This window comes from Streptomyces sp. NPDC046465, from assembly GCF_040646035.1.
Taxonomy (GTDB): Bacteria; Actinomycetota; Actinomycetes; order Streptomycetales; family Streptomycetaceae; genus Streptomyces.
In genome coordinates this window covers 1-22,214 of the sequence record NZ_JBEYZK010000008.1, presented here as the reverse complement: position 1 = coordinate 22,214, position 22,214 = coordinate 1, and the positions used below count along the sequence as shown (strand labels likewise).

Genomic DNA, 22,214 nt, shown 5'->3' with positions numbered 1-22,214 from the left:
TCATGCGCGTCATGGCCCAGATCGCCATGGTCATGAACCTCGACAAGTGCATCGGCTGCCACACCTGTTCGGTCACCTGCAAGCAGGCGTGGACCAACCGCAAGGGCACCGAGTACGTCTGGTTCAACAACGTCGAGACGCTCCCCGGGCAGGGGTATCCGCGCCGCTGGGAGGACCAGGAGCGGTGGAAGGGCGGCTGGGAGCGGACCAGGTCCGGCCGGCTGCGGCTGCGGGCCGGAGGGCGCCTCAAGCGGCTCGGGCAGATCTTCGCCAACCCCGAACTGCCGGAGCTCACGGACTACTACCAGCCCTGGACGTACGAGTACAAGAACCTCACCGACGCCCCGGCGGGCGACGACATGCCCGTCGCCAAGCCCGTCTCGCAGCTCACGGGCGAGCCCATCGGGACCATCGAGTGGGGACCCAACTGGGACGACAACCTCGGCGGCGGCCCGGAGCACGCGCCCAAGGACCCCTTGGTGGAGAAGATCCGCGACGAGGTCGGCGAGAAGATCCGCTTCGAGTTCGAGCAGAGCTTCATGTTCTATCTGCCGCGGATCTGCGAACACTGCCTCAACCCCGCGTGCGTCTCGTCGTGCCCCTCCGGAGCGATGTACAAGCGCGTGGAGGACGGCATCGTCCTGGTCGACCAGGACCAGTGCCGCGGCTGGCGGATGTGCGTCACGGGCTGCCCCTACAAGAAGGTCTACTTCAACCACTCCACCGGCAAGGCCGAGAAGTGCACGTTCTGCTTCCCGCGCGTGGAGGCCGGGATGCCGACCATCTGCTCGGAGACCTGCGTCGGGCGCATGCGCTATCTGGGCGTCATGCTGTACGACGCCGACAAGGTCACGGAGGCGGCCTCCGTGGAGGACGAACAGGACCTCTACCCGGCGCAGTTGGAGTGCTTCCTCGATCCGCACGACCCGGCCGTCGTGGCCGCCGCCCGTGCGTCGGGGATTTCCGACGAGTGGCTCGACGCGGCCCGCCGCTCCCCCGTCCACGACCTCATCAGGACGTACCAGGTCGCGCTGCCGCTGCATCCGGAGTACCGCACGATGCCGATGGTCTGGTACGTGCCGCCGCTCTCCCCGGTGGTCGAGGCGGTCGCCGCGACCGGCCGCGACGGCGAGGACCCCGGCAATCTGTTCGGCGCCATCGACGCGCTGCGGATCCCGGTGGAGTACCTCGCCGAGCTGCTCACGGCGGGCGACGCCTACGCCGTCGACGCGGTGCTGCGCCGCATGGCCGCCATGCGCGCCTACATGCGGCGCGTCAACCTCGGCGAGGAGCGCGACGAGTCCGTCGCCGCCGCGGTCGGCCTGACCGGGCAGGAGATGGAGGACATGTTCCGCCTCCTGGCCGTCGCCAAGTACGAGGACCGGTACGTGATCCCGACCGCCGCGCGGGCCGACGCGGAGGCCCTCGCCGACGCCCACCCCTTCGAGGACGGCTGCCCGGTGGCCGACGCCGCACCCGCCGCCTCCGAAGAGCGCGTCCTGCTCAACCTCAGCCCCACCCGGAGGAGCGCATGAACCCCGACGCCCTCACCCGGCTCGTCGCCGGACGGCTCCTCCAGTACCCGGACGAACGGCTGTACGCGGACCTGGACCGCCTCTACGAAGCGAGCGGTCACCCGTTGCTGCGCGCCTTCATCACCCACGCGCGCGGGCAACGCCCCCTGGACCTCGCCGCGCACTACACAAGCGTCTTCGACACCCGCAACCGCCGCTGCCTGTACCTCACCTGGTGGTCGGACGGCGACACCCGCAACCGCGGGCTCTCACTGGTGCGCGTCAAGCGGGTGTTCCGCGAGCACGGCCTGGAGTTCGCCTCCGAGGAGCTGCCCGACTTCCTGCCGGTACTCCTTGAGTTCGCCGCCCGTGAGGAGACGGCGGGGACCACCCTTCTTGAGGAGCACCGGGCCGGACTCGAACTGCTCCGGCTCGCCGTCACCGACGCGGACACCCCGTACGCGCGCGTGCTCGAAGCGGTCTGCGGGACGCTCCCGGGGCCCTCCCCGAAGACGCGGGCCGAGGCGAAGGCGCTCGCCCGCAGCGGGCCGCCCCGCGAGTCCGTCGGGCTCGAACCCTTCGGGCCCGGCGTGGAACTCCCCTGGCCCACCCTCCCCGCCGCGCAGCCCGACCGCGAAAGGACCCCGGCGTAATGGACCTCCTCCTGTGGGGCGTCATGCCCTACGTCGCCGTCACCCTCCTGATCGCGGGCCTCGCCTGGCGGGCCCGGTACGACCGGTTCGGCCTGACCACCCACTCCTCCCAGCCGCACGAGTCGCGGCTGCTGCGCATCGGCTCGCCGCTCTTCCACTTCGGGATGGCGTTCGTGGTGCTCGGCCACGTCGTGGGCCTGCTGATCCCGGACAGCTGGACCGACGCGGTGGGCGTGAGCGACCACACGTACCACCTCCTCGCCATCTCCACGGGCGCCGTCGCGGGCCTCGCCGCGGCCGCCGGTATCGGGATCCTCCTGTACCGGCGCCTGACGGTGACCGCCGTCCGCAAAGCCACTCTCCGTAGTGACCACGTGATGTACACGGTGCTGCTCGGCGCGCTGCTGCTCGGCCTGATCGCGACCGTCCTCAACTCGTCCGGAGCGGTCGACTACAACTACCGCGAAGGCATCTCCGTCTGGTTCCGCAGCCTGTTCACGCTCCAGCCCGACTACGGCCTGATGGGCGCCGCGCCCCTCGCCTTCAAGCTGCACATCGTCTTCGGCTTCGCGCTGTTCGCGCTGATCCCCTTCTCGAGGCTCGCCCATATCGTCAGCGCGCCCTTCAAGTACCTCTTCAGGCCCTACGTGGTCTACCGCCGACGGGACCCCGGGCAGCTCGCGAGCCGGGACCCGGAGCGGGGCTGGGAGCGGGTGTCGTGAAGCGGGTCGTCAGACGCCCCCGGCACGACGTCGGAGAGCGCCCCTTCATCGTCATCTGGGAGGCCACGCGCGCGTGCCCGCTGGCCTGTCTGCACTGCAGGGCCGAGGCGCGGCCCGCGCGGGACCCGCGTGAGCTGGACGGCGCGGACGCCCGCCGCCTCATGGACCAGATCGCCGCCTTCGGCCGGCCGGGTCCGCTCTTCGTGATCACGGGCGGCGACCCGTTCCAGCGGGCCGACCTCACCGACCTCGTCTCCTACGGAACGGCCCTCGGGCTGCGCGTCGCCGTCTCCCCCTCGGGGACGCCGACCCTGGACCGGGCGAACCTCACGGCGGTGCGCGACGCGGGCGCCGTCGCCCTCTCGCTGAGCGTCGACGGGTCCACGGCCGAGCGGCACGACGCTTTCCGGGGCGTGGACGGTGTCTTCGAGTGGACCCTGGAGGGCTGGCGGACCGCCCGCGAGCTCGGCCTGAAGGTGCAGATCAACACCACCGTCACGCGCGAAAGCCTGACGGACCTCGCGGACATCGCGGCGCTGGTGCGGCGCGAGGGCGCGATGCTGTGGAGCGGCTTCGTGCTCGTGCCGACGGGCCGCGGCGAACAGCTCGCCGCGCTCACCCCCGACGAGGTCGAGGACGTCCTGCACTTCCTGTACGACACGGGCGCGGTCCTTGCCACCAAGACCACCGAGGGCCACCACTTCCGTCGTGTGGCGCTCCAGCGCACCATCCTGGAGCGGCACGGCGAGACGCCCGGGACGGGCCCCTTGTACGCCCGTCTGACGGCACGCGCGCGTGAGCTCGGTCTGTACGAGGGCGAGCGGCGCGCGGTGCGCAGGCCTCCCATGGACGTCGGCTCGGGGCGCGGCTTCGTCTTCGTGTCGCATACCGGCGAGGTGCGTCCCAGCGGCTTCCTGCCGCTGTCGGCAGGCAATGTGAAGCACCATCCGCTCGTCGACATCTACCGGGGCTCCGCGCTGTTCACGACGTTGCGCGAGCCGTCGCTGCTCGGTGGCGCGTGCGGGCGCTGCGAGTTCAACACCGTCTGCGGGGGCTCCCGTTCGCGCGCGTACGGGGCGACGGGGCGGGTCCTCGCCGCCGATCCCTGGTGCGCGTACGAGCCCGGGAGCTTCCCGTACCAGGACGAGCTGCGGGAGCTGCTCGCGCAGGCCACGCAGGGCCGAACGGAAGGAGGCGCGGCATGACGCGTTCAGTGATCGTCGTCGGCGGCGGCATCAGCGGTCTGACCGCGGCCTTGCGGCTGCGCGCCGACGCGGAGGTCACCGTCCTGGAGGGCGCTCCCCGCATCGGCGGCAAGCTGCGCACCGGCACTCTCGCGGGCATCCCCGTCGACGAGGGCGCCGAGTCGCTGATGGCGCTGCGCCCCGAGGCCGTCCACCTCGCGCAGGAGGTCGGTCTCGGCGGCGACCTGTGCGACCCGGCCCCCGCACCCACCACCCTGTGGTCGAACGGCGCGCTGCGCCCGCTGCCGCCCGGCCACGTCATGGGCATCCCCACCGACCCCGGCGCGCTGGCGGGCACCGGGCTGCTCTCCGAAGAGGGCGTGTCCCGGCTGCGCCACGAGGAGGCGCTGCCCGCCGAGCCGTCCGACGACGACGTGTCCGTCGCCGAGTACCTCGGCGGGCGGCTCGGGCAGGAAGCCGTGGACCGGCTCGTGGAACCGCTGCTCGGCGGGGTCTACGCGGGCCGCCCCGACCGCCTGTCGCTGCGGGCCGTGCTGCCGCGCGTGGCGGCGGTCGCGGAGCGGGGCGAGCCGCTCATGGGGGCGCTGCGGCGGATGCGTGCGCCCGTCGGCGGGGCCGCCCCGCGCGCGGGTGCCCAGCGAGTCGTCCCCGTGCAGGGCCTGCGCGGCGGCGCCGGACGCCTCCCGCCGGCCGTCGCCGGGGCGAGCGGCGCCCGTTTCCTCACCGGCACGCGCGTGCGTGAGCTGCGGCGCACTTCCGGCGGGCGGTGGCGGGTGCTCGCCGTCACCGAGGACGGACCGCTGCTCCTGGAGGCGGACGCGGTCGTCCTTGCCGTGCCCGCGTACGAGGCCGCGGAGTTCCTTCGGCCGCACGCCCCGCTCGCCGACGCCGATCTCGGGGCGATCCAGCACGCCAGTACCGCCGTGGTGACCATGGCGTTCCCGCACCAACACGGGGACGAGCCGCCCACGGGCAACGGCTTCCTCGTCCCCGCCGTCGACGGGCGCACCCTCAAGGCCGCCACGTTCCTCAGCAACAAGTGGCGGTGGCAGCGCGAGGCGGCGCCCGGCCTCTTCCTGCTGCGCACCTCGATCGGCCGGGTCGCAGAGGAGCACAGGCTCGCCACCCCGGACCGCCATCTGGTGCGCTCCTCGGTCACCGAGCTGCACCAGGCGCTCGGGTCCATCGGCGAGCCCGTCGCGGCCCGCGTCACCCGCTGGGAGCGGGGCCTTCCGCAGTACGGCGTCGGCCATGTCGAGCGCATCGCCCGCGTCCGCGAGGCCGTCGGCAAGCTGCCGGGGCTCGCGCTGTGCGGCGCTGCGTACGACGGCGTGGGCGTCGCCGCGTGCGTGGCGACGGGGACGGATGCCGCCCGCCGGATCGCCGAGGGCTGACCCAGGCCGCCCGCCCGGAAACGCCGGAATCCGTGGCCTTGGCTCACCCACACGGCCCGCGCCCCGAGCGCCCCGTCAGGAGCCCGCGCAGGATGAGCACATGCCCACACAGTCCCAGCCGCGCGTCACCGCGCTGGCCGCCGCCACCCTGCTCCTGTCCGCCGCGCTCTCGGCGTGCGGCGGCGGCGACTCCAAGGAAAAGGAAGAGGATCTGTCGGCTCAGAAGCTGAGCTGGAAGGACTGCCCCGCGCCCGACGCCTCCGAGGGCGGCGGCGGTGCCCCGTCCCCGCTGCCGGGCGGCGCCGAGTGGCAGTGCGCCGCCATGAAGGCGCCCCTCGACTGGTCGAAGCCGAAGGGCGACACGATCGACATCGCGCTGATCAAGGCGGCCACGAGCGGCGGCAAGGACGACCGCATCGGCTCCCTCGTCTTCAACTTCGGCGGCCCCGGCGGCTCGGGCATCACCACGCTGCCCGCCTTCGGAGAGGACTACGCCAAGCTGCGCACCCGCTATGACCTGGTGAGTTTCGACCCGAGGGGGGTCGGCCGCAGCGCGGGCATCAGATGTGAGGACGCCGAACAGCTCGACACCTACTTCCAGCAGGACTCCACGCCCGACGACGAGGCGGAGCGGAAGAAGCTCGTCGAGAACGTGAAGTCCTTCAACAGCGGCTGCGAGAAGAACGCCGGTGACACCCTCGGTCATGTCCGCACCACCGACGCGGCCCGCGACATGGACCTGATGCGCCAGGTCCTCGGCGACGACAAGCTGCACTACTTCGGGATCTCGTACGGCACCGAACTCGGCGGCGTATACGCACACTTGTTCCCCAAGAAGGTGGGGCGGGCGGTCTTCGACGCGGTCGTCGACCCCACCGAGAACGCCGAACAGGGCTCGCTCGGCCAGGCCGAGGGGTTCCAGCTCGCGCTCGACAACTTCGCGAAGGACTGCACGTCCCAGGAGGCGGACTGCACGGTCGGCGACAGCGAGCAGGACGTCAAGGACAAGATCGCGAAGCTCCTGAAGGACCTGGACAGCAAGCCGATCCGCGGCCTCCCCTCGCGCGAACTGACGCAGACCGCCGCCACCAACGGCATCGCGCAGGCCCTGTACTCCAAGGACTTCTGGCCGTACCTCACCCAGGGCCTCGAAGAGGCCTACGACGGTGACGGCAAGATCCTGATGGCGCTCTCCGACTCGATGAACGGGCGCAACGAGGACGGCGAGTACAGCAACATCCAGTCCGCCAACGTCTCGATCAACTGCGCGGACGACAAGGCGCGTTACACCCCGCAGCACGTTAAGGAGAAGCTCCCCGAGTTCCGCGAGGCGTCACCGCTGTTCGGCGACTACCTGGCGTGGGGCATGGTCAGCTGCACCGACTGGGCGGTCGAGGGCCAGGCCGACCATCCCGACGTGAGCGCCAAGGGCGCGCCGCCGATCGTCGTCATCGGCAACACCGGCGACCCGGCCACGCCGTACGAGGGCGCCCGCAAGATGGCGCAGGCGCTCGGCAAGGGCGTCGGCGTCGAGATGACGTACAAGGGCCAGGGGCACGGGGCGTACGACAGCAAGAACAAGTGCGTACGGGACGCGGTGAACGGCTATCTGCTCAAGGGGACGGTTCCCAAGGCGGACACGGTCTGCTCCTAGGGCACTTCCGACGCGCTTCCGACGCGCTTCCGACCTGGCGGGGTGGCCCTCCCCGCCGCTGTCAGAGGGCCCGCCTACTATGGCCTGACTGTCTTCCGATATGGCCTGACTGTCTTGCGAGGGGGGAAGCGCTTCTATGCGGCGTTTCGTACGGTCCACGGCCCTGGCTGCCGCAGGAGTGCTGGTGACGGGCCTGGCCGCAGGCTGCAGCTCGTCCGACGACGGCGGCGAGAGCGACGGCAAGGGGCCCTCGGCGTCCGCTCGCGGACCGCAGCCGAAGCCGGACCCCTCCTCGGCCCTGCCCGCCTCGCTGACCTCCCAGAAGCTGGACTGGAGCCGCTGCAAGGCACCCGAGGGAGGCAGCGCGCCGGGCACCGAGTGGCAGTGCTCGACGCTCAAGGTGCCCCTTGACTACGCGAAGCCGGACGGCGAGAGGATCGGGATCGCCCTGATCCGCGCCAGGAGCACGGGCAAGGGCGACCGCATCGGCTCCCTCGTCTTCAACTTCGGCGGCCCCGGCGGCTCCGGCGTCTCGGGCCTGCCGTCCTTCGCCGACTCGTACGACACGCTGCGCGAGCGGTACGACCTGGTCAGCTTCGACCCGCGCGGGGTCGGGGCGAGCGAGGGCGTGCGCTGCCGCGACGACCGGGCGACGCAGGCCGCCGAGAAGAGGGTCGACCTCACGCCGGACAACCCGGCGGAGGAGAAGGCCTACTTCAAGGACGCGACGGAGTTCGGAGCCGGCTGCGCGCGGAACGCGAAGAAGGTCATCGAGCACGTCTCGACGGCCGACGCCGCCCGCGACATGGACGTCATGCGCCAGGTCCTCGGCGACGACAAGCTGCACTACTTCGGCATCTCGTACGGCACCGAACTCGGCGGTACGTACGCGCACTTGTTCCCCCACCGCGTCGGCCGCCTCACCTTCGACGCGGTCGTCGACCCGAGCACGGACTCGATCGGCCACGCGGAGAACCAGGCGAAGGGCTTCCAGCGCGCCCTCGACAACTACTTCAGGTCCCGCGGCCAGGAGCCGAAGGCGGGGGCCGCGAAGATAGCGAAACTGTTCGAGCGCCTGGACGCCGAGCCGATGCGCGCCTCGGGCGACCGGAAGCTGACCGAGTCCCTCGCGAGCACGGGCATCCTGGTCACGCTCTACAGCAAGCAGACCTGGCCCGCGCTGACCAGTGCCCTCGCGGACGCCGAGAAGGGCGACGGATCGGCGCTGCTCCAGCTCGCCGACGCCTACAACGAACGCGACCCCTCCGGGCACTACAGCACGCAGAGCCACTCGCAGCGGGCCATCTCCTGCCTGGACTCCAAGGCGCGGACCTCTCCGGAGGAGGCGAAGAAACGCCTGGGCCGTTTCCGTGACATCTCGCCCGTCTTCGGGGAGTTCCTCGGCTGGGACACGGCGGGCTGGTGCCACGAGTGGCCGGTGGCCGGGCTGTACGACTCCCCCGAGGTGAGCGCGCCCGGCGCCGCACCGATCCTCGTCGTCGGCAATACCGGCGACCCGGCCACGCCCTACGAAGGCGCCCGCAAGATGGCGGACGAGCTCGGCAAGGACGTCGGCATCCACCTGACGTGGAAGGGCGAGGGCCACGGGGCGTACGGCAACGGCAGCTCCTGCGTCGACGATACGATCGACACGTATCTCCTTGAGGGAAAGCCTCCGAAGGACGGCAAGGTCTGCTCGTCCTGAGGCCCCCGACCCCGACCCCGCGTCCACCTCCGCCCCTGACCCCGGCTCCGCTCAGGCCATGGTCATCGGCCGGACCGCCTCGGAGCGGAACGTCGTCGCGCCCACGGGTGCCGCCCGGTGGGCGCGCGCGTACGGCACGGGCGAGCCGCCACCGTCCGCCAGGGACTCCACCAGAGACTCCACCGGGACCCCGAACCAGTCCAGGTACGCCAGCGTCCGCTCGGCGTCGGCGTAGTGCCGCCACACCCGGTCGCCGCTCACCGTGCCGGACTCCGCGAGGACGCGCGCCGCGGCCGGTGTCATCGCCGTGGCCGTCCCCCTTGTCACCAGCTCCTGCACGGCGTGCGCCGCGCGGGCCGGGGAGGCCGCGCCGGTCGCCCACAGCAGCTTCGGCTCCCGCGCGCCCGCGGCCGCAAGGGCTCCCCAGCGCGCCGAGGAGAACGTCATCTCGTGCGTACGGTGCGCGAGGCGGGCGCACGCCAGTCCGGCCCGCCCCCTCAGCGCCTTGGCCTCGTCGGAGCCGATGAGGTCAAGACGGGCGTCGACGTGCCGTTCGACGCCGGTCACGTCGAAGGAGATGAACGAGGCCGAGCGGGTCGACTCGTCAAGGGCCGCAAGGAGCGCGGTGGCCACCTGCCCGTACCGGCGCGGCGAGCTCACCCCTGCCACCTCCACGGCGATGTCCAGCGCGAACAGCGCCCGCAGGGTCGCGGTGCCCGCCGCCTCGGCGGGGAGGCGGACGACCAGGTTGGGGCGGCCGACCTCGTCGCGCACGGCGCGCGCCCGCGCGACCCAGGCGTCGGCTCCGGCCGCCGGTCCCGCGGGCAGCGGGACGGAGACCAGACCGCCCGCTCCCCCGCTCGCCCGGTGCCGCGGGAGCAACTGGTCGCAGGCGCTCCTGATCTCGTCGGCGGGGCAGGTCCCGGCCGCGGAACGGCCGTGCGGGCCGCCCAGGCGGGCTCCCGTCACCTCGCCCTGTGCCAGCGCGCGGCGGACCTCGCGCGCCGCGCCCTCGGTGGTGGCCGACGCGTCGATCCATACGTCGACGCCTTCGGCCGTCAAGCGCTTCCAGGCCTGATTCATCGCTCCGCCCCTTTCCCTCGTATCTTCTCCAGAACCGCGCAGGTCCAGCTGAAGCCCGCGCCCACTCCCACGAGCAGCACCCGGTCGCCGCTCTTCAGCGTGTCGTCCTCAAGGAGCTTCGCGAGACCGGCCGCCTGGTCACCGGCGCCCAAGTGGCCCACTGTCAGACCGAGTTCCTGCAACGTCACCTCGGGCTGTATGCCGAGCGGACCCAGGCACTGCAGCTGCGAGAGGCGGGCCCCGAAGAAGGGGACGACCACGGCCGCCATGCCCTGGATGTCGGCACCGGCCTCCGCGAGGCAGTTCTTGACGGCGGACATCATGCCCGTCTCGTTGCGCGTCGTGATCTCCTCCTGGGAGCGCCCGCGCAGGAACCCCTTCTTGCGCGCCACCAGGTCGAGCGGGCCCGCCTGGCTCGCGCTCGCCAGGAACGGCTCGTCCCCCCGGTGCAGCCCCTCCAGCATCGGCTGCGAGAAGGACGACGTGGCGACGAGGCGCAGCGCGCCCGGCGTACGGGAGAGGACGACGCCCGTCCCCGCGTCACCGAACGCGAGACCCCGGTCGGTGCTCCAGCGGGGGAAGGCCGGGTCGGCGAACCGGTCGCCCGTGGTGACCAGGGCCGCCCGCGTGGCGGGGATCGCCGTGAGGCGCGCCGCCGCGTTCTCCAGCGCGCTCATCCCGCCGTTGGACATCTGGCGCAGCTCGTACGCCACGCAGTCGCCGTGGCCGAGCACCTGGTCCTGGACGTACGCCGCCGTGTTCCAGAACTCCAGGCCCTGGTACCAGCAGTCCGCGTGGATCAGCAGCCCCACGTCCCGCGCGTCCCGGCCGCTGCGGGCGAGCGCCGTGCGGCCCGCGGCCACGGCGAGCTCGGGCGCGCTGCGCCCGGCGCTCACCGACACGGAGCGCTGCGCGCTCCGCTCGATCTCCCCGGCGGGCAGCAGGCCTTCGGCCACCGCCTCCGCACCGGTCTGCAGCTCCCCGAACTCGGCGGCCGCGCTCTCCACGTAGATGTCTTCCCAGCGCACCTGCCCACCCCTTCCTGATCCGATCCTCGTCCCCGGCCCGAGCCCGAGCCCGCGCCCGTGCCGCTCAGCGGTTGCTCCACCGCGGGCTCGGGCCGAACCTGCGCGCCGCCGTGTACTGCTCGTACGGCATGCCGGGCGGCATGTTGAGCACCTCCAGCTGGAATCCGCCCACGCCGCGGAAGTAGACCCAGCGGTCACCGTGGATCGGGCCGCCGTCCTCGATCAGCTGGGGTTCGCCGAGCACCTCGGCGCCGTCCGTCCGGGCCAGCCACGCGGCGGCGCGCTCGACGTCGTCGACGAAGAACGCGAGGTGGTGGCCGCCCACGTCGCTGTTGCGGGGGCGCTCGGTGCGGCGGCCCTCAGCCTCGAAGCTGCTGAGCTCGACGGTAGTGACCGGGCCGAGCCTGATCGCCGCGGTGTCCTTGCGGAAAGGACCGGAGACGGCGTACTGCCGCTGCGCCGTCCCGGCGTCCACCGACTCGCTGGTGCGGTAGGCGAGTTCGCCGCCCATCGGCCCCGTGAAGAAGGCGACGGCCTCGTCCAGGTCGGCCACCGAGTAGCCGACGTGGCCGATGCCGAGGGCGCCGGGCAGACCGCGCGCCCAGTCGCCCGAGGGCCGGTAGACGCGGGCTTCGGTCTCGCGCTCGTACGGCAACTCCGCTGCGAGCTGGCGCAGTTCGAGCCGCATGCCCCAGTTCGTGAGCAGCTGGATCCAGCGGTTGCCCGCCGTCGGGCCGCTCCCGTCCGTTTGGGGCTCGCCCAGGACGCGGACGTGCGGGGACCGCGCGGCCTTGGCGAGCGCCGCGTCCAGGTCGCTCACGTGGATGCCGATGTGGTGGCCGCCGACGTCGGTGAACTCCGGTGCCTGGAGCCGTTGTTCGGGCGCGGTGTACTGGAACAGCTCCAGGTTGCTGTCAGGGCCGAGCCGCAGCATCGCGATGTGCGTGCTGGCGCGGGGGTGGACGCCGAGCTGGCGCGCCATCCAGTCGCTGTCCGGCTCCTCGACCGGGCCGAGCCGGTAGAGGACCTCGGCGCCGAGCACCGTGGTGCAGAAGTCGACGGCGGCGTCCAGGTCCGCGACGGTGTATGCGTAGTGGTCGACGTTGCGGGCGGTGGGGATGGATGGGGCGGCCGTGGTGTCCGGGGTGGCCGGGGGCGCCGTCGGGGCGGTGGGTGACATGACTCTGCTCCAGGGTTGCGGGGTGCATGCGGGGTACACGGGGCGCACGCGGCGTGCACGCGGGGAGGGGCGGAGGCGGCCGGGGTCAGACGCTGCCGGCGTGCGCCGCGTTGGCGACGGCCGCCGAGAGCGCCATGCCGCCGTCGACCAGGATCGACGTGCCCGTGGTGTACGCGGCCGCGGGCGACGCCAGATACGCCACGAGGGCGGCGACCTCGTCCGGGCGGCCGGGGCGGCCCGCCGGGATGGCGGGCCGGGCGATCCGGGCGGCGTCGAGGCCGGCCGGGACGTTGTTCATCGGGGTTGCGGTCTCGCCGGGCGCCACGGCGTTGACGGTGATGCCGTGCTCGGCCAGGTCCAGCGCCATCGCCTTGGTCAGCGCGCCCAGGCCGCCCTTGGCGGCGCAGTAGGTGCTGCCCTCCCCGATCGGGATGTGCTCGTGGATGCTGGTGATGTTGACGATGCGGCCACCGCGGCCCTGCGTGATCATGCGCTCGACGGCGACCTGGCTCAGCCGGAACGGGCTGGTCAGGTTGACGTCGAGGATGCGCTGCCAGTCCTCAAGGGTCTCTTCGACGACCGTCGCGCGCCGGTTCAGGCCCGCGTTGTTGACCAGCACGTCGATGCCGCCGAGCGCGTCGACGGCGTCCCGCAGGGCCTCCCCCGCCGCGGCGGGGTCGGTCAGGTCGAGCCCGAGGGTCTCGGCCCGCACGCCGTGCCGCACGGCGAGCCCGTCGGCGATCTCCTTGGCGGCGGCCGCCTGCCGCCCGTAGCCGACGACGAGGTCGAAACCGGCCGCGGCGAGCGCCTCGGCCACGGCCGCGCCGATCCCCGAACTGGCGCCGGTGACAACGGCGATGGGGCGATTCATGGGGGTGTCCTTCCTGGTGAGGTGGGAGAGGTGGGGAGAGGTGAGAGGGAGGTCGGTATGGGGGCGGCGGGCGCCCCTGACGCCGGGGGAGGAGTCAGGGGCTGTGGCCGACCACCTCCTCTTCAGGGGCGAGGCGTCAGCGACAGGGCCACCTTGGGTGCGGCCCGGCGCCCCCTCTCCAGAAGCTCGAACGCCTTGTCGACGTCGGCGAGCTCGAAGACGTCGGCGATCATGCCCTTCGCCGACAGGACGCCCTCGGAGAAGAGCCGCAGCGCACGCTCGTAGTAGTCGAGCCCGTGCCGCACGCCGGTCATGGTGACGCCGCGCAGCACCAGTTCGGAGGCGTCGACGGCCGGCAGCGGATCGCTGGGCACGCCGACCGCCGCGATGCGGCCTCCGACGTCCGCGACGCGCAGCGCCTCCAGGAGGGCAGGCACCGCGCCGGACGCCTCGATGACGACGTCGTACTCACCGTCGCGCGCCTCACCGGGCAGGAACGCGTGTTCCGCCCCCATCCGCAGCGCGGCGCCGATGCCCGCGTCGTCGATGCCGACCACGTCGACCGTGCCGGCCACGCGGCGGGCCATCTGCACGGCGAGCAGGCCCATGGTGCCGGTGCCGAAGACGAGGACGCGCTCGCCGGGGAAGACCCCGACCTTGTCCAGGGCCGCGAGCACCGTGACCGCCGGTTCCGCGAGTGCGGCGGCGAAGTCGTCGACGCCCGGCGGGACCTTGGTCAGGGACTGGGCGGGGAGGCGGATGAACTCCGCCGCCGCGCCCTGTTGTCCGTAGAGGCCGACTTCCTTCAGTTGCGAGCACTCGTTGCGGCGGCCCCGCTGGCAGGCGCGGCAGCCCCCGCAGGACAGCATCGTCTGCCCGACGACCCGGTCGCCGATCTGCAACTGCCGTGAGTAGTGGCAGTTTCCGGCGATCGCCACCACACGTCCGACCCACTCGTGGCCGAACACGTGGGGCATCGTGGCCCGGCCGTCCCGCACGTAACTGGCCGTGCCGTGCAGGAGTTCGAGGTCGGTGCCGCAGATGCCGACCGTGGTGGGGGCCACCAGGACGTACCCGAGCTCGGGGCCCGGTATCTCCACCTCCACCTGGCCGACCTTGTTGGCGTCCATGATCGCGGCAGCGCTCATGGAGCCGTTCGGCCAACGGCCGCACAGCAGGTCGTCCGTGGGAGGCAGCACCTTTTCGTGGTGTTCAGCCAACGTATCTCCTCGGTCAGTGCCCGACGTCGATCGGCGGGCGAAAAATCGGGGTCTGCTCGCGCGTCGGCAACTCCGGTACGCGCAGCGGGAGTCGGTCGCTGACGTCGGTCGGCAGAACACGTACGGCGAGAAGATCGAGCCCCTCGGCTCCCGCGGTGACCCGCACCGCGGCACGGGCCCCGACGAGCAGCGCGCCACCGGCGTCGAGCGCGTGGCCCTCGCCGGGACCGGCGCCCTCGGCCTCGACCTCGGCCTCGGCGTGCACCGACGCCGAACCGGCGACCGCGTAGAGGGCGGCCTCGGTGCCATGGGACGGCTCGTGCGCCCAGGTGCCGCCCGGGGGCAGCCGGATCTGCTCGAAGGACTCGCACTCGCTGTGCAACATGCCGCGACGGGCGAGACAGCGCCAGGTGCCGCCGGTACCTCCGGTACCTCCGGTGCCACCGGTGTCCGGGGCTGCCGAGCCCAGGCGGAGGGAGGGCGGGGCGGGTTCGCTGACGATCACCGGGCGGCCTCCGAGGACGCGGACGCGACGGCGACCTCGGCGTGGAAGAACTCCAGGCCGCTCTCGCGGTCCGCGCCGATACGGGCCCGGGTGCCCAGCGGCAGCGTCACGGCGGTGCCCGCGTGGATCTCCGCGGTGTCGCTGCCGTTCTCGACCCAGCCGGTGCCGGAGAGCACGAAGACCATGTGCTCGCGCCCGTCGGCCGTCAGCTCGACGGTGCCCGAGGCGTCGACCGTCTCCAGGGCGATGGACCGCATGGGGCCGGTGAAGACGCCGGACGGGGAGACGGAGCGCTCGGCTCGGAGGTCGTGAAGGCGTGCGGTGCGCACCGGGGGCTCCTCCTTGGCGGGGGCCGGATGGAAAGTGGATGGGGAAGTGAGAGTGGAGACGGCGGCGGCGGACGCGTCCGGGTCGCCCGCGCCGAGCGCCGCGCTGAAACGGGGCGAGCGCATCTCGATGACCAGCCAGGCCAGATCGCTGTCGCCCGTGTTGCGCAGGCCGTGCACGGTGCCGAGGCCGGTGAGGATCAGCGAGCCGGGCGCGATCGGGTGGGCGGTGCCGTTCAGGTAGATCTCGCCGGTCCCGGAGAGGATGAAGTAGACCTCCTCGGTCCGGGTGTGCAGGTGCTCACCGCTGACGCCGCCCGGCGGGACGCACGCCCACTCGACGGCTTCCCAGCCCCCGCGCAGATCCGCTCCGGAGGCGAGGGCCTTCCAACGGGTCACCCCGGTGGTGCCGTGCACGCCGTGGATGTGGGCGGGGCCGCTGACATCGCCGACGATGACTCCGGCGGGGGCCGGGGCGTAGGCCGTCTCAGACATGCTGCGGTCCCTCCACGCGGCGGCCCGCGCCGCGCAGTTCGGCCACGCCGTCCAGGAGTTCCTGCTCGGTGACGTCGTTGACGAAGGTGACGTCGCCGATGCCTACCGGGAGCGGGAGGCGCTGCCTGCCGTTGCGGTGGCGGACGGTGTCGAGCAGTGCGGCCGTCAGGAGCTCCGGCTGGTCAAGGAGGTCGTCCCAGACGGGCAGTTCGAGGGCGCGCATCACGTCGTACACACGCTGTGCGTCCGCGTCGCTGATCAGGGCGCGCCGCCGGGCGAGGGCCGTGGTGAGCGCCATGTCGACGCAGACCGCCTCGCCGTGCAGCAGCGCGGGCAGGGCGCGCATCTCGACGGTCGGGCTGAAGGTGTGCCCGTAGTCGACGCAGCGCTCCAGCTTGGTTTCCCACAGGTTGGGCTGCAGCTCTTCGAGCATGCCCTGGATGGCGCGGCGCACGACCTCCCGCGCGGCGTCCTCGCCCGCTTCGCTCTCGCCCTGGAACTTCTCGTTCAGGAGCAGCGGTCCGTAGCGCTCCAGGACGTCGAAGAGGCGGGCGTCCTTGATCAGCGCGATCTTGAGGATCTCGGCCAGACCGTTGCCGATGTGGCGGCGGTCGAGCGTGGCGAGGAAGGTGCGGTCCAGGAGGGTGAGGTCGGCGGGGAAGTAGGTGCCGAGCCGGTTCTTGTGCCCGTTGAAGTTGACCCCGGTCTTGGCTCCCACACCCGCGTCGACCAGGCCGATCAGGGTGGTGGGGACGCGGATGAAGGGGGTGCCGCGGCGGTAGAGGCTGCTCGCGAGGCCGACGATGTCCATGAGGACGCCGCCGCCGATGACGATGAGGGGCTCGCGGCGCCGGTCCACACCGAACGCGTCGAGCTCCTCGACGATGCGCGCCGCGGTCTCGAAGCTCTTGACGGTCTCGTCGGCGGGGACGACGCAGATGACGTGCTCGACGTCGTGGTAGTCGAAGTAGGCGCGGATACGGTTGCCGTGCAGCAGGTCGACGTCGGAGTCGAGCACCACGAACCGGCGCAGGCGCTTGCCGGGAGCGGCGGCCGGTTCGAGCAGGTCCGTGCGCTCGAAGTCGAACAGGCCGTCGGCGACGCGCACTTCGTAGCTGACCGGCTTGGCGGTACGGACCACCCAGGCGTCGATGCGCTCGCTGTAGGCGTAGAGCCCCGCGCTGGACTGCGCCGCGGCGGCCGCGGTGGCCTGGGCACGCTCGCTGGGACGGCCCAGAAGTGCCGAATTGTTCCCGGACACGGATCACCTCAACTGGTTCGGAGAGTCGTTCGGAGAGTGGCGCGGAGGCTGGTTCGGAGAGCCTCTCGGCTGTGGGGAGTGACTTAATCTATGCATTCTCAAGCAATCAACTGCAAGGCTGATCGGCCATGGACCGGCCATTTACCGGACTTGCCGAAGTAGTGGCGCGTGGGCCACCGAGGTGGGATTCAAGAACAGAACGACTGCTACGTTCTCCCGGAATCACATATCTGCAGGAGGAACCCACGTGCGTGCCAGCACCCTCCCCCGTTACGGGGGCCCCGAACTGCTGACCGTGGCCGAGCTGCCCCGCCCCACTCCCGGGCCGGGACAGATCCTGGTCCGCGTCGCGGCGTCGGCCGTGAACCCGGTCGACCTCGAAGTCCGCTCGGGGGCGGCGGCCGACAACATCGGCCACGGCTTCCCGATGATCCTCGGCTGGGATCTCTCCGGCGTCGTGGAGGAGTGCGGGCCCGGCGTGGACCGGTTCGCCGCGGGCGACCGGGTCGTCGCTATGTCGGCCCAGATGGCCACCGGGGTCGGCACGCACGCGCAGTACGTCGCGCTCGACGCCGGCCTCGCCGCCACGGCCCCGCACACCGCCGAACTCCCGCACGCGGCCGCCCTGCCCCTTGCCGGGCTCACCGCCCACCAGGCGCTCGAACGCCTCGCCCCGCCCGCGGGCGGCACCGTGCTCATCACCGGCGCGACCGGCGCGGTGGGCGGGTTCGCCCTCCAACTCGCCGCCTCCCGCGGCCTGAAGGTGCTCGCCTTCGGGCGGCCCGACGACGCCGACCGGCTGTACGCGCTGGGCGCCCACGAGGCGTACTCCGGCGAGAACCCCGTGCCGCCCGGCGCCGCCGACGCTCTCCTGGAGACCGCGGGACTGCCCGCCTCCATCGCCGGGGTGCGTGACGGTGGCCGCGCCGTCTCGATCGTGCCGTCGGCTCCGCCCGTCGCGGAGCGCGGCATCGACGTCGGCATGTCGTTCGTGGAGCAGGACGGGCAGCGCCTCGAAGTGCTCTGCGGCCTGGTGAACGAGGGCGTGCTCACCCTGCGGGTGGCGGCGACGTTCCCGCTGGCCGAGGTGGGTGACGCGCACCGCCGACTCGCGGCGGGCGGCTCCCGCGGCAAGCTCCTGATCTCTCCGTGGGACTGACGCCGGGCGTCAGCGCGGTCGCCGCACCTCCCCGTGCGGCGACCGCGGCCCGGACGCGCGGCCCGAACCCGTGACCCGACCCGTGCCCTGACCCGCGCCCCGACCCGTGCCCCGACCCGTGACTTGGAACAGCCATGCCGTTTGCCCTCTTCCCCTTGATGCTCTGCGTCTTCAGCGTCGGCAGCGCGGAGCTGGTCGTCGCCGGTGTGCTGCCCGCCATCGCCGGTGACCTGGACGTCTCCCTGTCCGACGCGGGTCTGCTCGTGACGGCGTACGCGCTCGGCGTCGTGGTCCTCGGCCCGCTCGTCACCCTCGCCACCAGCCGGGTGCCCCGCACTCCCCTGCTGCTCGGCCTGATGGGCCTGTTCACGGCGAGCAACGTGCTCGCCGCCCTGGCCCCCACCTACGCGGTCCTGATGGCCGCCCGCGTCCTCTCGGCGATCACCCACTGCACGCTGTTCGCGGTCTGCATCGTCGTCGCGGGATCGCTGGCGGAGAAGGGCAAGGAGGCCTCGGCCGTCTCGCGGGTCGCCGTCGGCCTCAACCTCGCCACCGTGCTCGGCGTGCCCCTCGGCGTCCTCCTTGAGGAGCACTTCGGCTGGCGGTCGGCCTTCTGGAGCATCGCCGGACTGAGCCTGGTCGCCCTCGCCCTGGTCGCCTGGCGGCCGCCCGTCGCGCCGGTGCCCGTCGCAGGCGGCGCCGTCGACGAGCTGCGGGTGCTGCGCAACCGCACGGTGCAGATCGCCATTCTCCTCACCGCGCTGGCGATGGCGGGCGTCTTCACCGCGTACACCTTCGTGAACCCCATCCTCACCTCGATGGGCGGGTTCGCGCCGAGCACCGTCAGCTGGCTGCTGCTGCTCGTCGGCTGCGGCTCCCTCATCGGCAACCTCATCGGCGGCAAGCTGGCCGACCGGGCCCTCATGCCCTCCCTCGTCGGCGTCCTCGCGGTGCTCGGCGCCGACCTCGCCCTGATGGCGCTCGGCGGCGACCTGCCCTGGCTCCTGCTCATCCTCCTCGTCGTCTTCGGCGCCGCCTACTTCGCCGTGATGCCGGGCCTACAGGCCCGCATCCTGACGGCAGCCGGGGGCGGGGCGCCCACCCTCGCCATCGCCATCAACATCGGGGCCTTCAACATCGGCATCGCCTTCGGCGCCTGGTTCGGCGGCCAACTCCTCGGCCTCGACTACGGGTTGCGGACAGTCATTGCCGCGTCGGCGCTCCTCTCCTGGATCGCGATGACCGTCGCGGTCGGCGAGCTCAGGAAGGACCGGCACGCCGTACGCGGTGCCGCCGCGCCCGCGCCTGCCGAACCGGCCCCCGTTCCGGCTTCGCCCGTTCCGACTCCGCCCGTTCCCGCCACGGCCGACGCCTCGTCCGACTGAGCGCGACCGACCACGGCCGCACCCGCCGCAGCAACCACCTGCGGCAACCACCTGTGGCAACCGACTTCTTCTGGAGTAGCACTGATGAGTGAGCTCACCCGGCGCAAGGTCCTGCGGCGATCCGCGGTGGCGGGCGGCGCTGCCCTGGGCGCGACGGTGCCCGCCGCGGGCCTCGCCCAGGCCGCACCCGTCCGGGCCACCCCCGACCGCGCCGCGTCCGCCGCGTCCGCCGCGCCCGCGTCGTCCCCGGCGGTCACCGTGCGACCCGACGACGCCCGCTACCCGGAGCTGATCCGCGGCACCAACCAGCGCTGGGTCGGCAGCCCCGACTACGTGCGTCTCGTCTCCTCCGCCGACCAGGTGGTCGACGCCGTCAAGGAGGCCGTCGCCGCGGGCAAGCGAGTCGCGGTGCGCAGCGGCGGTCACTGCTACGAGAACTTCACCACCAGCACCGACATCAAGGTCGTCATCGACCTGTCGGAGATGACGGCGGTGACGTACGACGCCGACCGGCGGGTCTTCGTGGTGGAGCCCGGCGCCTGGCTCTCCGACATTTACAGCACCTTGTTCAAGCGCTGGGGGGTCACCCTGCCCGGCGGCTCGTGCCCGTCGGTGGCGGCCGGTGGCCACATCGTCGGCGGTGGCTACGGCGCGCTGTCCCGCCTGTTCGGGCTCACCGTCGACCACCTGCACGGCGTCGAGGTCGTCACGGTGGGCAAGGACGGGACCGTACGCAAGGTCGTCGCCACCCGCGATGCCGCCGACGCCCGCCTCCGCGACCTGTGGTGGGCGCATACCGGAGGCGGCGGCGGCAACTTCGGCATCGTCACCAAGTACCTCCTTCGTACGCCGGGCGCCACCGGCTCCGACCCGGCCACGCTCCTCCCCCGCCCTCCGGCGGAGCTCCTCACCAGCACCGTCACCTGGTCCTGGGACGGCCTGACGCAGACGGGCTTCAAGCGCCTGGTGAAGAACTACGCCGACTGGTTCGTCGCCCACGGCGGGCCCGACGCCACCCACCTCGACCTGTTCAGCCAGCTCAAGGCGGCGCACCGGGCGGCGGGCGCGATCACGATGGTGACGCAGCTCGACGCCACCCGCTCCGGCGCCGAGGGCGACCTGGACGCGTTCGTCGCGGCGGTCGGCGCGGGGGTGCCCGTCACTCCGCACGTCAGCACCCAGCGGCTGCCGTTCCTGCACGCCACCAAGTGGCCCGGCTTCGCGGGCGGCGACCCCACGCTGCGCTTCGAGGACAAGTCCGCGTACATGCGGGCGAGCTTCCCCGACGACCAGCTGTCCGCCGCGTACCACCACCTGACCCGCACCGACTACACCAACCCGGCGGCGCTGCTGCTGATCGCGGGGTACGGCGGCCGCGTCAACGCCGTCGCGCCGGACGCGACCGCGGTGGCCCAGCGGGACTCGGTGCTGAAGCTGCAGTACCTCGCGTTCTGGCAGGACGCCGCGGAGGACGAGCGCCACCTTGCGTGGGTGCGCGAGTTCTACCGCGATGTCTACGGCGCCTCCGGCGGTGTTCCCGTGCCCGGCCGCGTGAACGACGGCTGCTTCGTCAACTACGCCGACACCGACCTCGGCGACCCGGCGCTCAACACCTCGAAGACACCGTGGCACTCGCTCTACTACAAGGACAACTACCCCCGCCTGCAACGGGTGAAGGCCGACTGGGACCCCCGCGGCATCCTGCGGCACGCGCAGTCCGTCGAGCCCGCCAAGGGCTGACCCGCCCCCTGATCTCCGCGGTCCCCGCACCGGACCGCGGCGCCGCGCCGGTGATCCGGCGCGGCATTCCCCCTCCCGCACGAAAGCAACACGACAGCAAGGAGAAAGCGATGCCTTTCGCTTCCACGCACGGTTCCAAGGTGGAGTACTTCGAGACCGGCACCGGCCCCGGCCTCGTCCTGGTGCACGGCACCGGTGGCGACGCGGGGACGTACGACAACCTGCGCGACACCTTCAACGACCGCCGCACCGTCGTCGTCCCCAACTACTCGGGCAGCGGCGCCACCGAGGACGAGGGCGGCCCGCTGACGCTGGAGCTGCTCATCGCCCAGATCGACGCGGCGATCGAGGACAGCAGCGCCGAGGGCCCGGTGGACCTGGTGGGCTGGTCGCAGGGTGCGCTCGCCGTCGCGGCCTACGCCGCCGTGCACCCGGAGAAGGTGCGGCGCCTGGTGCTGCTCACGGGCTGGATCAAGAACGACGCGCGCCAGCACCTCTACTTCGACCTGTGGCACCGCCTCGACCAGCTCGACCACGAGACCTTCGGCCGCTTCCTGCAGCTGAACGGCTGGACCACGGCGCAGGTGAACTCGTTCGGCGTCGCGGGCGTCGAGGAGATGGTCTCGGGCGGCGTCCCCGCGGGCATCGGGCGGCAGATCGCGCTCAACCTGGAGCTCGACATCACCGAGCACCTGCCGAAGATCACCGCGCCGACCCTGGTGATCGGCGCCACGCACGACCACATGATCCCGGTCGAGCACTCCCGGGCGCTGCACGCGGCGATCAAGGGCAGCCGGTACGCCGAGCTGGAGGCGGGCCACTTCGCGGTCTTCGAGAAGCCGGCCGAACTGGCCGAGCTCGTCGAGGAGTTCCTGGCGGAGGACGCGGCGGCCGACGCGGCCTGACGCGGCGCACGGCAGAACACAGAACACAGAACACAGAGCCCGGTGGGGGCGGCTCGGGCCGCCCCCACCGGGCTCTGTCGTGTTCCGCCCCGCCCCGCCCCCGCCCCCGCCCCCGCTAGGGCCTGTCTGACAAATGATTACCCCGTGGACTCGCGGAGCCAGAGGATCAAGGAAGCCAGGACAACTCCGGCACGGTAGCGGTCGCCGAG

General features: G+C 72.4%; 19 protein-coding genes. 11 read left to right on the top strand and 8 right to left on the bottom strand.

Going from position 1 to position 22,214, the window contains the following annotated elements; genetic code table 11:
• Positions 1-2 precede the first annotated feature (2 nt).
• From narH to ABZ953_RS14065, 7 genes are all read left to right on the top strand, one after another.
• Positions 3-1,535, top strand: coding sequence for a nitrate reductase subunit beta (narH, locus tag ABZ953_RS14095; RefSeq protein WP_361722007.1), 1,533 nt, complete (start codon positions 3-5; stop codon positions 1,533-1,535).
• Complete coding sequence (narJ, locus tag ABZ953_RS14090; protein WP_361722004.1) at positions 1,532-2,167, top strand: nitrate reductase molybdenum cofactor assembly chaperone; 636 nt, start codon at positions 1,532-1,534, stop codon at positions 2,165-2,167. The genes narH and narJ overlap by 4 nt, the downstream gene beginning before the upstream one ends.
• Entirely contained in the window at positions 2,167-2,889 is a 723-nt protein-coding gene (narI, locus tag ABZ953_RS14085; protein ID WP_361722001.1) for a respiratory nitrate reductase subunit gamma, read from the top strand. Before narJ ends, narI begins: the two co-directional genes overlap by 1 nt.
• Positions 2,886-4,094 carry a TIGR04053 family radical SAM/SPASM domain-containing protein gene (locus ABZ953_RS14080; protein WP_361721998.1) on the top strand — a complete coding sequence of 403 codons (1,209 nt, stop codon included), beginning with the start codon at positions 2,886-2,888 and terminating at the stop codon, positions 4,092-4,094. Before narI ends, ABZ953_RS14080 begins: the two co-directional genes overlap by 4 nt.
• Entirely contained in the window at positions 4,091-5,488 is a 1,398-nt protein-coding gene (hemG, locus tag ABZ953_RS14075) for a protoporphyrinogen oxidase (protein ID WP_361721995.1), read from the top strand. Before ABZ953_RS14080 ends, hemG begins: the two co-directional genes overlap by 4 nt.
• A 100-nt stretch (positions 5,489-5,588) precedes the next feature.
• Positions 5,589-7,142, top strand: a complete 1,554-nt coding sequence (locus ABZ953_RS14070; RefSeq protein ID WP_361721992.1) for an alpha/beta hydrolase — start codon at positions 5,589-5,591, stop codon at positions 7,140-7,142.
• 136 nt (positions 7,143-7,278) lie between these two features.
• Complete coding sequence (locus ABZ953_RS14065; protein ID WP_361721989.1) at positions 7,279-8,847, top strand: alpha/beta hydrolase; 1,569 nt, start codon at positions 7,279-7,281, stop codon at positions 8,845-8,847.
• A 51-nt stretch (positions 8,848-8,898) separates the two neighbouring features.
• Here the strand turns inward: ABZ953_RS14065 and ABZ953_RS14060 are convergent, their stop codons facing one another.
• The 8 genes from ABZ953_RS14060 to ABZ953_RS14025 form a co-directional block, all read right to left on the bottom strand.
• On the bottom strand, positions 8,899-9,930 hold the full coding sequence (locus ABZ953_RS14060; RefSeq protein WP_361721986.1) for a transaldolase family protein: 1,032 nt from the start codon (positions 9,928-9,930) through the stop codon (positions 8,899-8,901).
• Entirely contained in the window at positions 9,927-10,958 is a 1,032-nt protein-coding gene (locus ABZ953_RS14055; protein WP_361721983.1) for a ketoacyl-ACP synthase III family protein, read from the bottom strand. Before ABZ953_RS14055 ends, ABZ953_RS14060 begins: the two co-directional genes overlap by 4 nt.
• A gap of 64 nt (positions 10,959-11,022) precedes the next feature.
• Complete coding sequence (locus ABZ953_RS14050) at positions 11,023-12,138, bottom strand: VOC family protein (RefSeq protein WP_361721980.1); 1,116 nt, start codon at positions 12,136-12,138, stop codon at positions 11,023-11,025.
• A gap of 85 nt (positions 12,139-12,223) precedes the next feature.
• Entirely contained in the window at positions 12,224-13,009 is a 786-nt protein-coding gene (locus tag ABZ953_RS14045; RefSeq protein WP_361721977.1) for an SDR family oxidoreductase, read from the bottom strand.
• Positions 13,010-13,131: 122 nt separating this feature from the next.
• On the bottom strand, positions 13,132-14,229 hold the full coding sequence (locus ABZ953_RS14040; protein WP_361721974.1) for an alcohol dehydrogenase catalytic domain-containing protein: 1,098 nt from the start codon (positions 14,227-14,229) through the stop codon (positions 13,132-13,134).
• A 13-nt stretch (positions 14,230-14,242) separates the two neighbouring features.
• Complete coding sequence (locus ABZ953_RS14035; RefSeq protein WP_361721971.1) at positions 14,243-14,614, bottom strand: hypothetical protein; 372 nt, start codon at positions 14,612-14,614, stop codon at positions 14,243-14,245.
• Positions 14,615-14,730: 116 nt separating this feature from the next.
• The gene (locus tag ABZ953_RS14030) at positions 14,731-15,555 is read right to left on the bottom strand and encodes a cupin domain-containing protein (protein WP_361721968.1); all 825 of its coding nucleotides are present in this window, start codon (positions 15,553-15,555) and stop codon (positions 14,731-14,733) included.
• Positions 15,548-16,816 (bottom strand): sedoheptulose 7-phosphate cyclase, encoded by a 1,269-nt coding sequence (locus tag ABZ953_RS14025; protein ID WP_361721965.1) that lies wholly within the window; start codon positions 16,814-16,816, stop codon positions 15,548-15,550. The genes ABZ953_RS14030 and ABZ953_RS14025 overlap by 8 nt, the downstream gene beginning before the upstream one ends.
• Before the next feature lie 247 nt (positions 16,817-17,063).
• Between ABZ953_RS14025 and ABZ953_RS14020 the strand changes: the two genes are divergently transcribed.
• The 4 genes from ABZ953_RS14020 (at position 17,064) to ABZ953_RS14005 (ending at position 22,005) form a co-directional block, all read left to right on the top strand.
• Positions 17,064-17,975: an NADP-dependent oxidoreductase gene (locus tag ABZ953_RS14020; protein ID WP_361721962.1), complete on the top strand. Its 912-nt coding sequence runs from the start codon at positions 17,064-17,066 to the stop codon at positions 17,973-17,975.
• A gap of 134 nt (positions 17,976-18,109) precedes the next feature.
• The gene (locus tag ABZ953_RS14015; RefSeq protein WP_361721959.1) at positions 18,110-19,360 is read left to right on the top strand and encodes an MFS transporter; all 1,251 of its coding nucleotides are present in this window, start codon (positions 18,110-18,112) and stop codon (positions 19,358-19,360) included.
• An 84-nt stretch (positions 19,361-19,444) separates the two neighbouring features.
• Entirely contained in the window at positions 19,445-21,100 is a 1,656-nt protein-coding gene (locus ABZ953_RS14010; RefSeq protein ID WP_361721956.1) for an FAD-binding oxidoreductase, read from the top strand.
• Between the two features lie 110 nt (positions 21,101-21,210).
• Positions 21,211-22,005, top strand: coding sequence for an alpha/beta hydrolase (locus tag ABZ953_RS14005; protein ID WP_361721953.1), 795 nt, complete (start codon positions 21,211-21,213; stop codon positions 22,003-22,005).
• The last annotated feature ends 209 nt before the right edge of the window (positions 22,006-22,214 follow it).

Excerpts from the sequence above, each read along its gene's own strand:
- narH (WP_361722007.1), top strand. The coding sequence starts at position 3 with ATGCGCGTCATGGCCCAGATCGCCATGGTCATGAACCTCGACAAGTGC.
- narJ (WP_361722004.1), top strand. The coding sequence starts at position 1,532 with ATGAACCCCGACGCCCTCACCCGGCTCGTCGCCGGACGGCTCCTCCAG.
- narI (WP_361722001.1), top strand. The coding sequence starts at position 2,167 with ATGGACCTCCTCCTGTGGGGCGTCATGCCCTACGTCGCCGTCACCCTC.
- hemG (WP_361721995.1), top strand. The coding sequence starts at position 4,091 with ATGACGCGTTCAGTGATCGTCGTCGGCGGCGGCATCAGCGGTCTGACC.
- ABZ953_RS14070 (WP_361721992.1), top strand. The coding sequence starts at position 5,589 with ATGCCCACACAGTCCCAGCCGCGCGTCACCGCGCTGGCCGCCGCCACC.
- ABZ953_RS14065 (WP_361721989.1), top strand. The coding sequence starts at position 7,279 with ATGCGGCGTTTCGTACGGTCCACGGCCCTGGCTGCCGCAGGAGTGCTG.
- ABZ953_RS14060 (WP_361721986.1), bottom strand. The coding sequence starts at position 9,930 with ATGAATCAGGCCTGGAAGCGCTTGACGGCCGAAGGCGTCGACGTATGG.
- ABZ953_RS14050 (WP_361721980.1), bottom strand. The coding sequence starts at position 12,138 with ATGTCACCCACCGCCCCGACGGCGCCCCCGGCCACCCCGGACACCACG.
- ABZ953_RS14045 (WP_361721977.1), bottom strand. The coding sequence starts at position 13,009 with ATGAATCGCCCCATCGCCGTTGTCACCGGCGCCAGTTCGGGGATCGGC.
- ABZ953_RS14035 (WP_361721971.1), bottom strand. The coding sequence starts at position 14,614 with ATGTTGCACAGCGAGTGCGAGTCCTTCGAGCAGATCCGGCTGCCCCCG.
- ABZ953_RS14030 (WP_361721968.1), bottom strand. The coding sequence starts at position 15,555 with ATGTCTGAGACGGCCTACGCCCCGGCCCCCGCCGGAGTCATCGTCGGC.
- ABZ953_RS14015 (WP_361721959.1), top strand. The coding sequence starts at position 18,110 with ATGCCGTTTGCCCTCTTCCCCTTGATGCTCTGCGTCTTCAGCGTCGGC.
- ABZ953_RS14010 (WP_361721956.1), top strand. The coding sequence starts at position 19,445 with ATGAGTGAGCTCACCCGGCGCAAGGTCCTGCGGCGATCCGCGGTGGCG.
- ABZ953_RS14005 (WP_361721953.1), top strand. The coding sequence starts at position 21,211 with ATGCCTTTCGCTTCCACGCACGGTTCCAAGGTGGAGTACTTCGAGACC.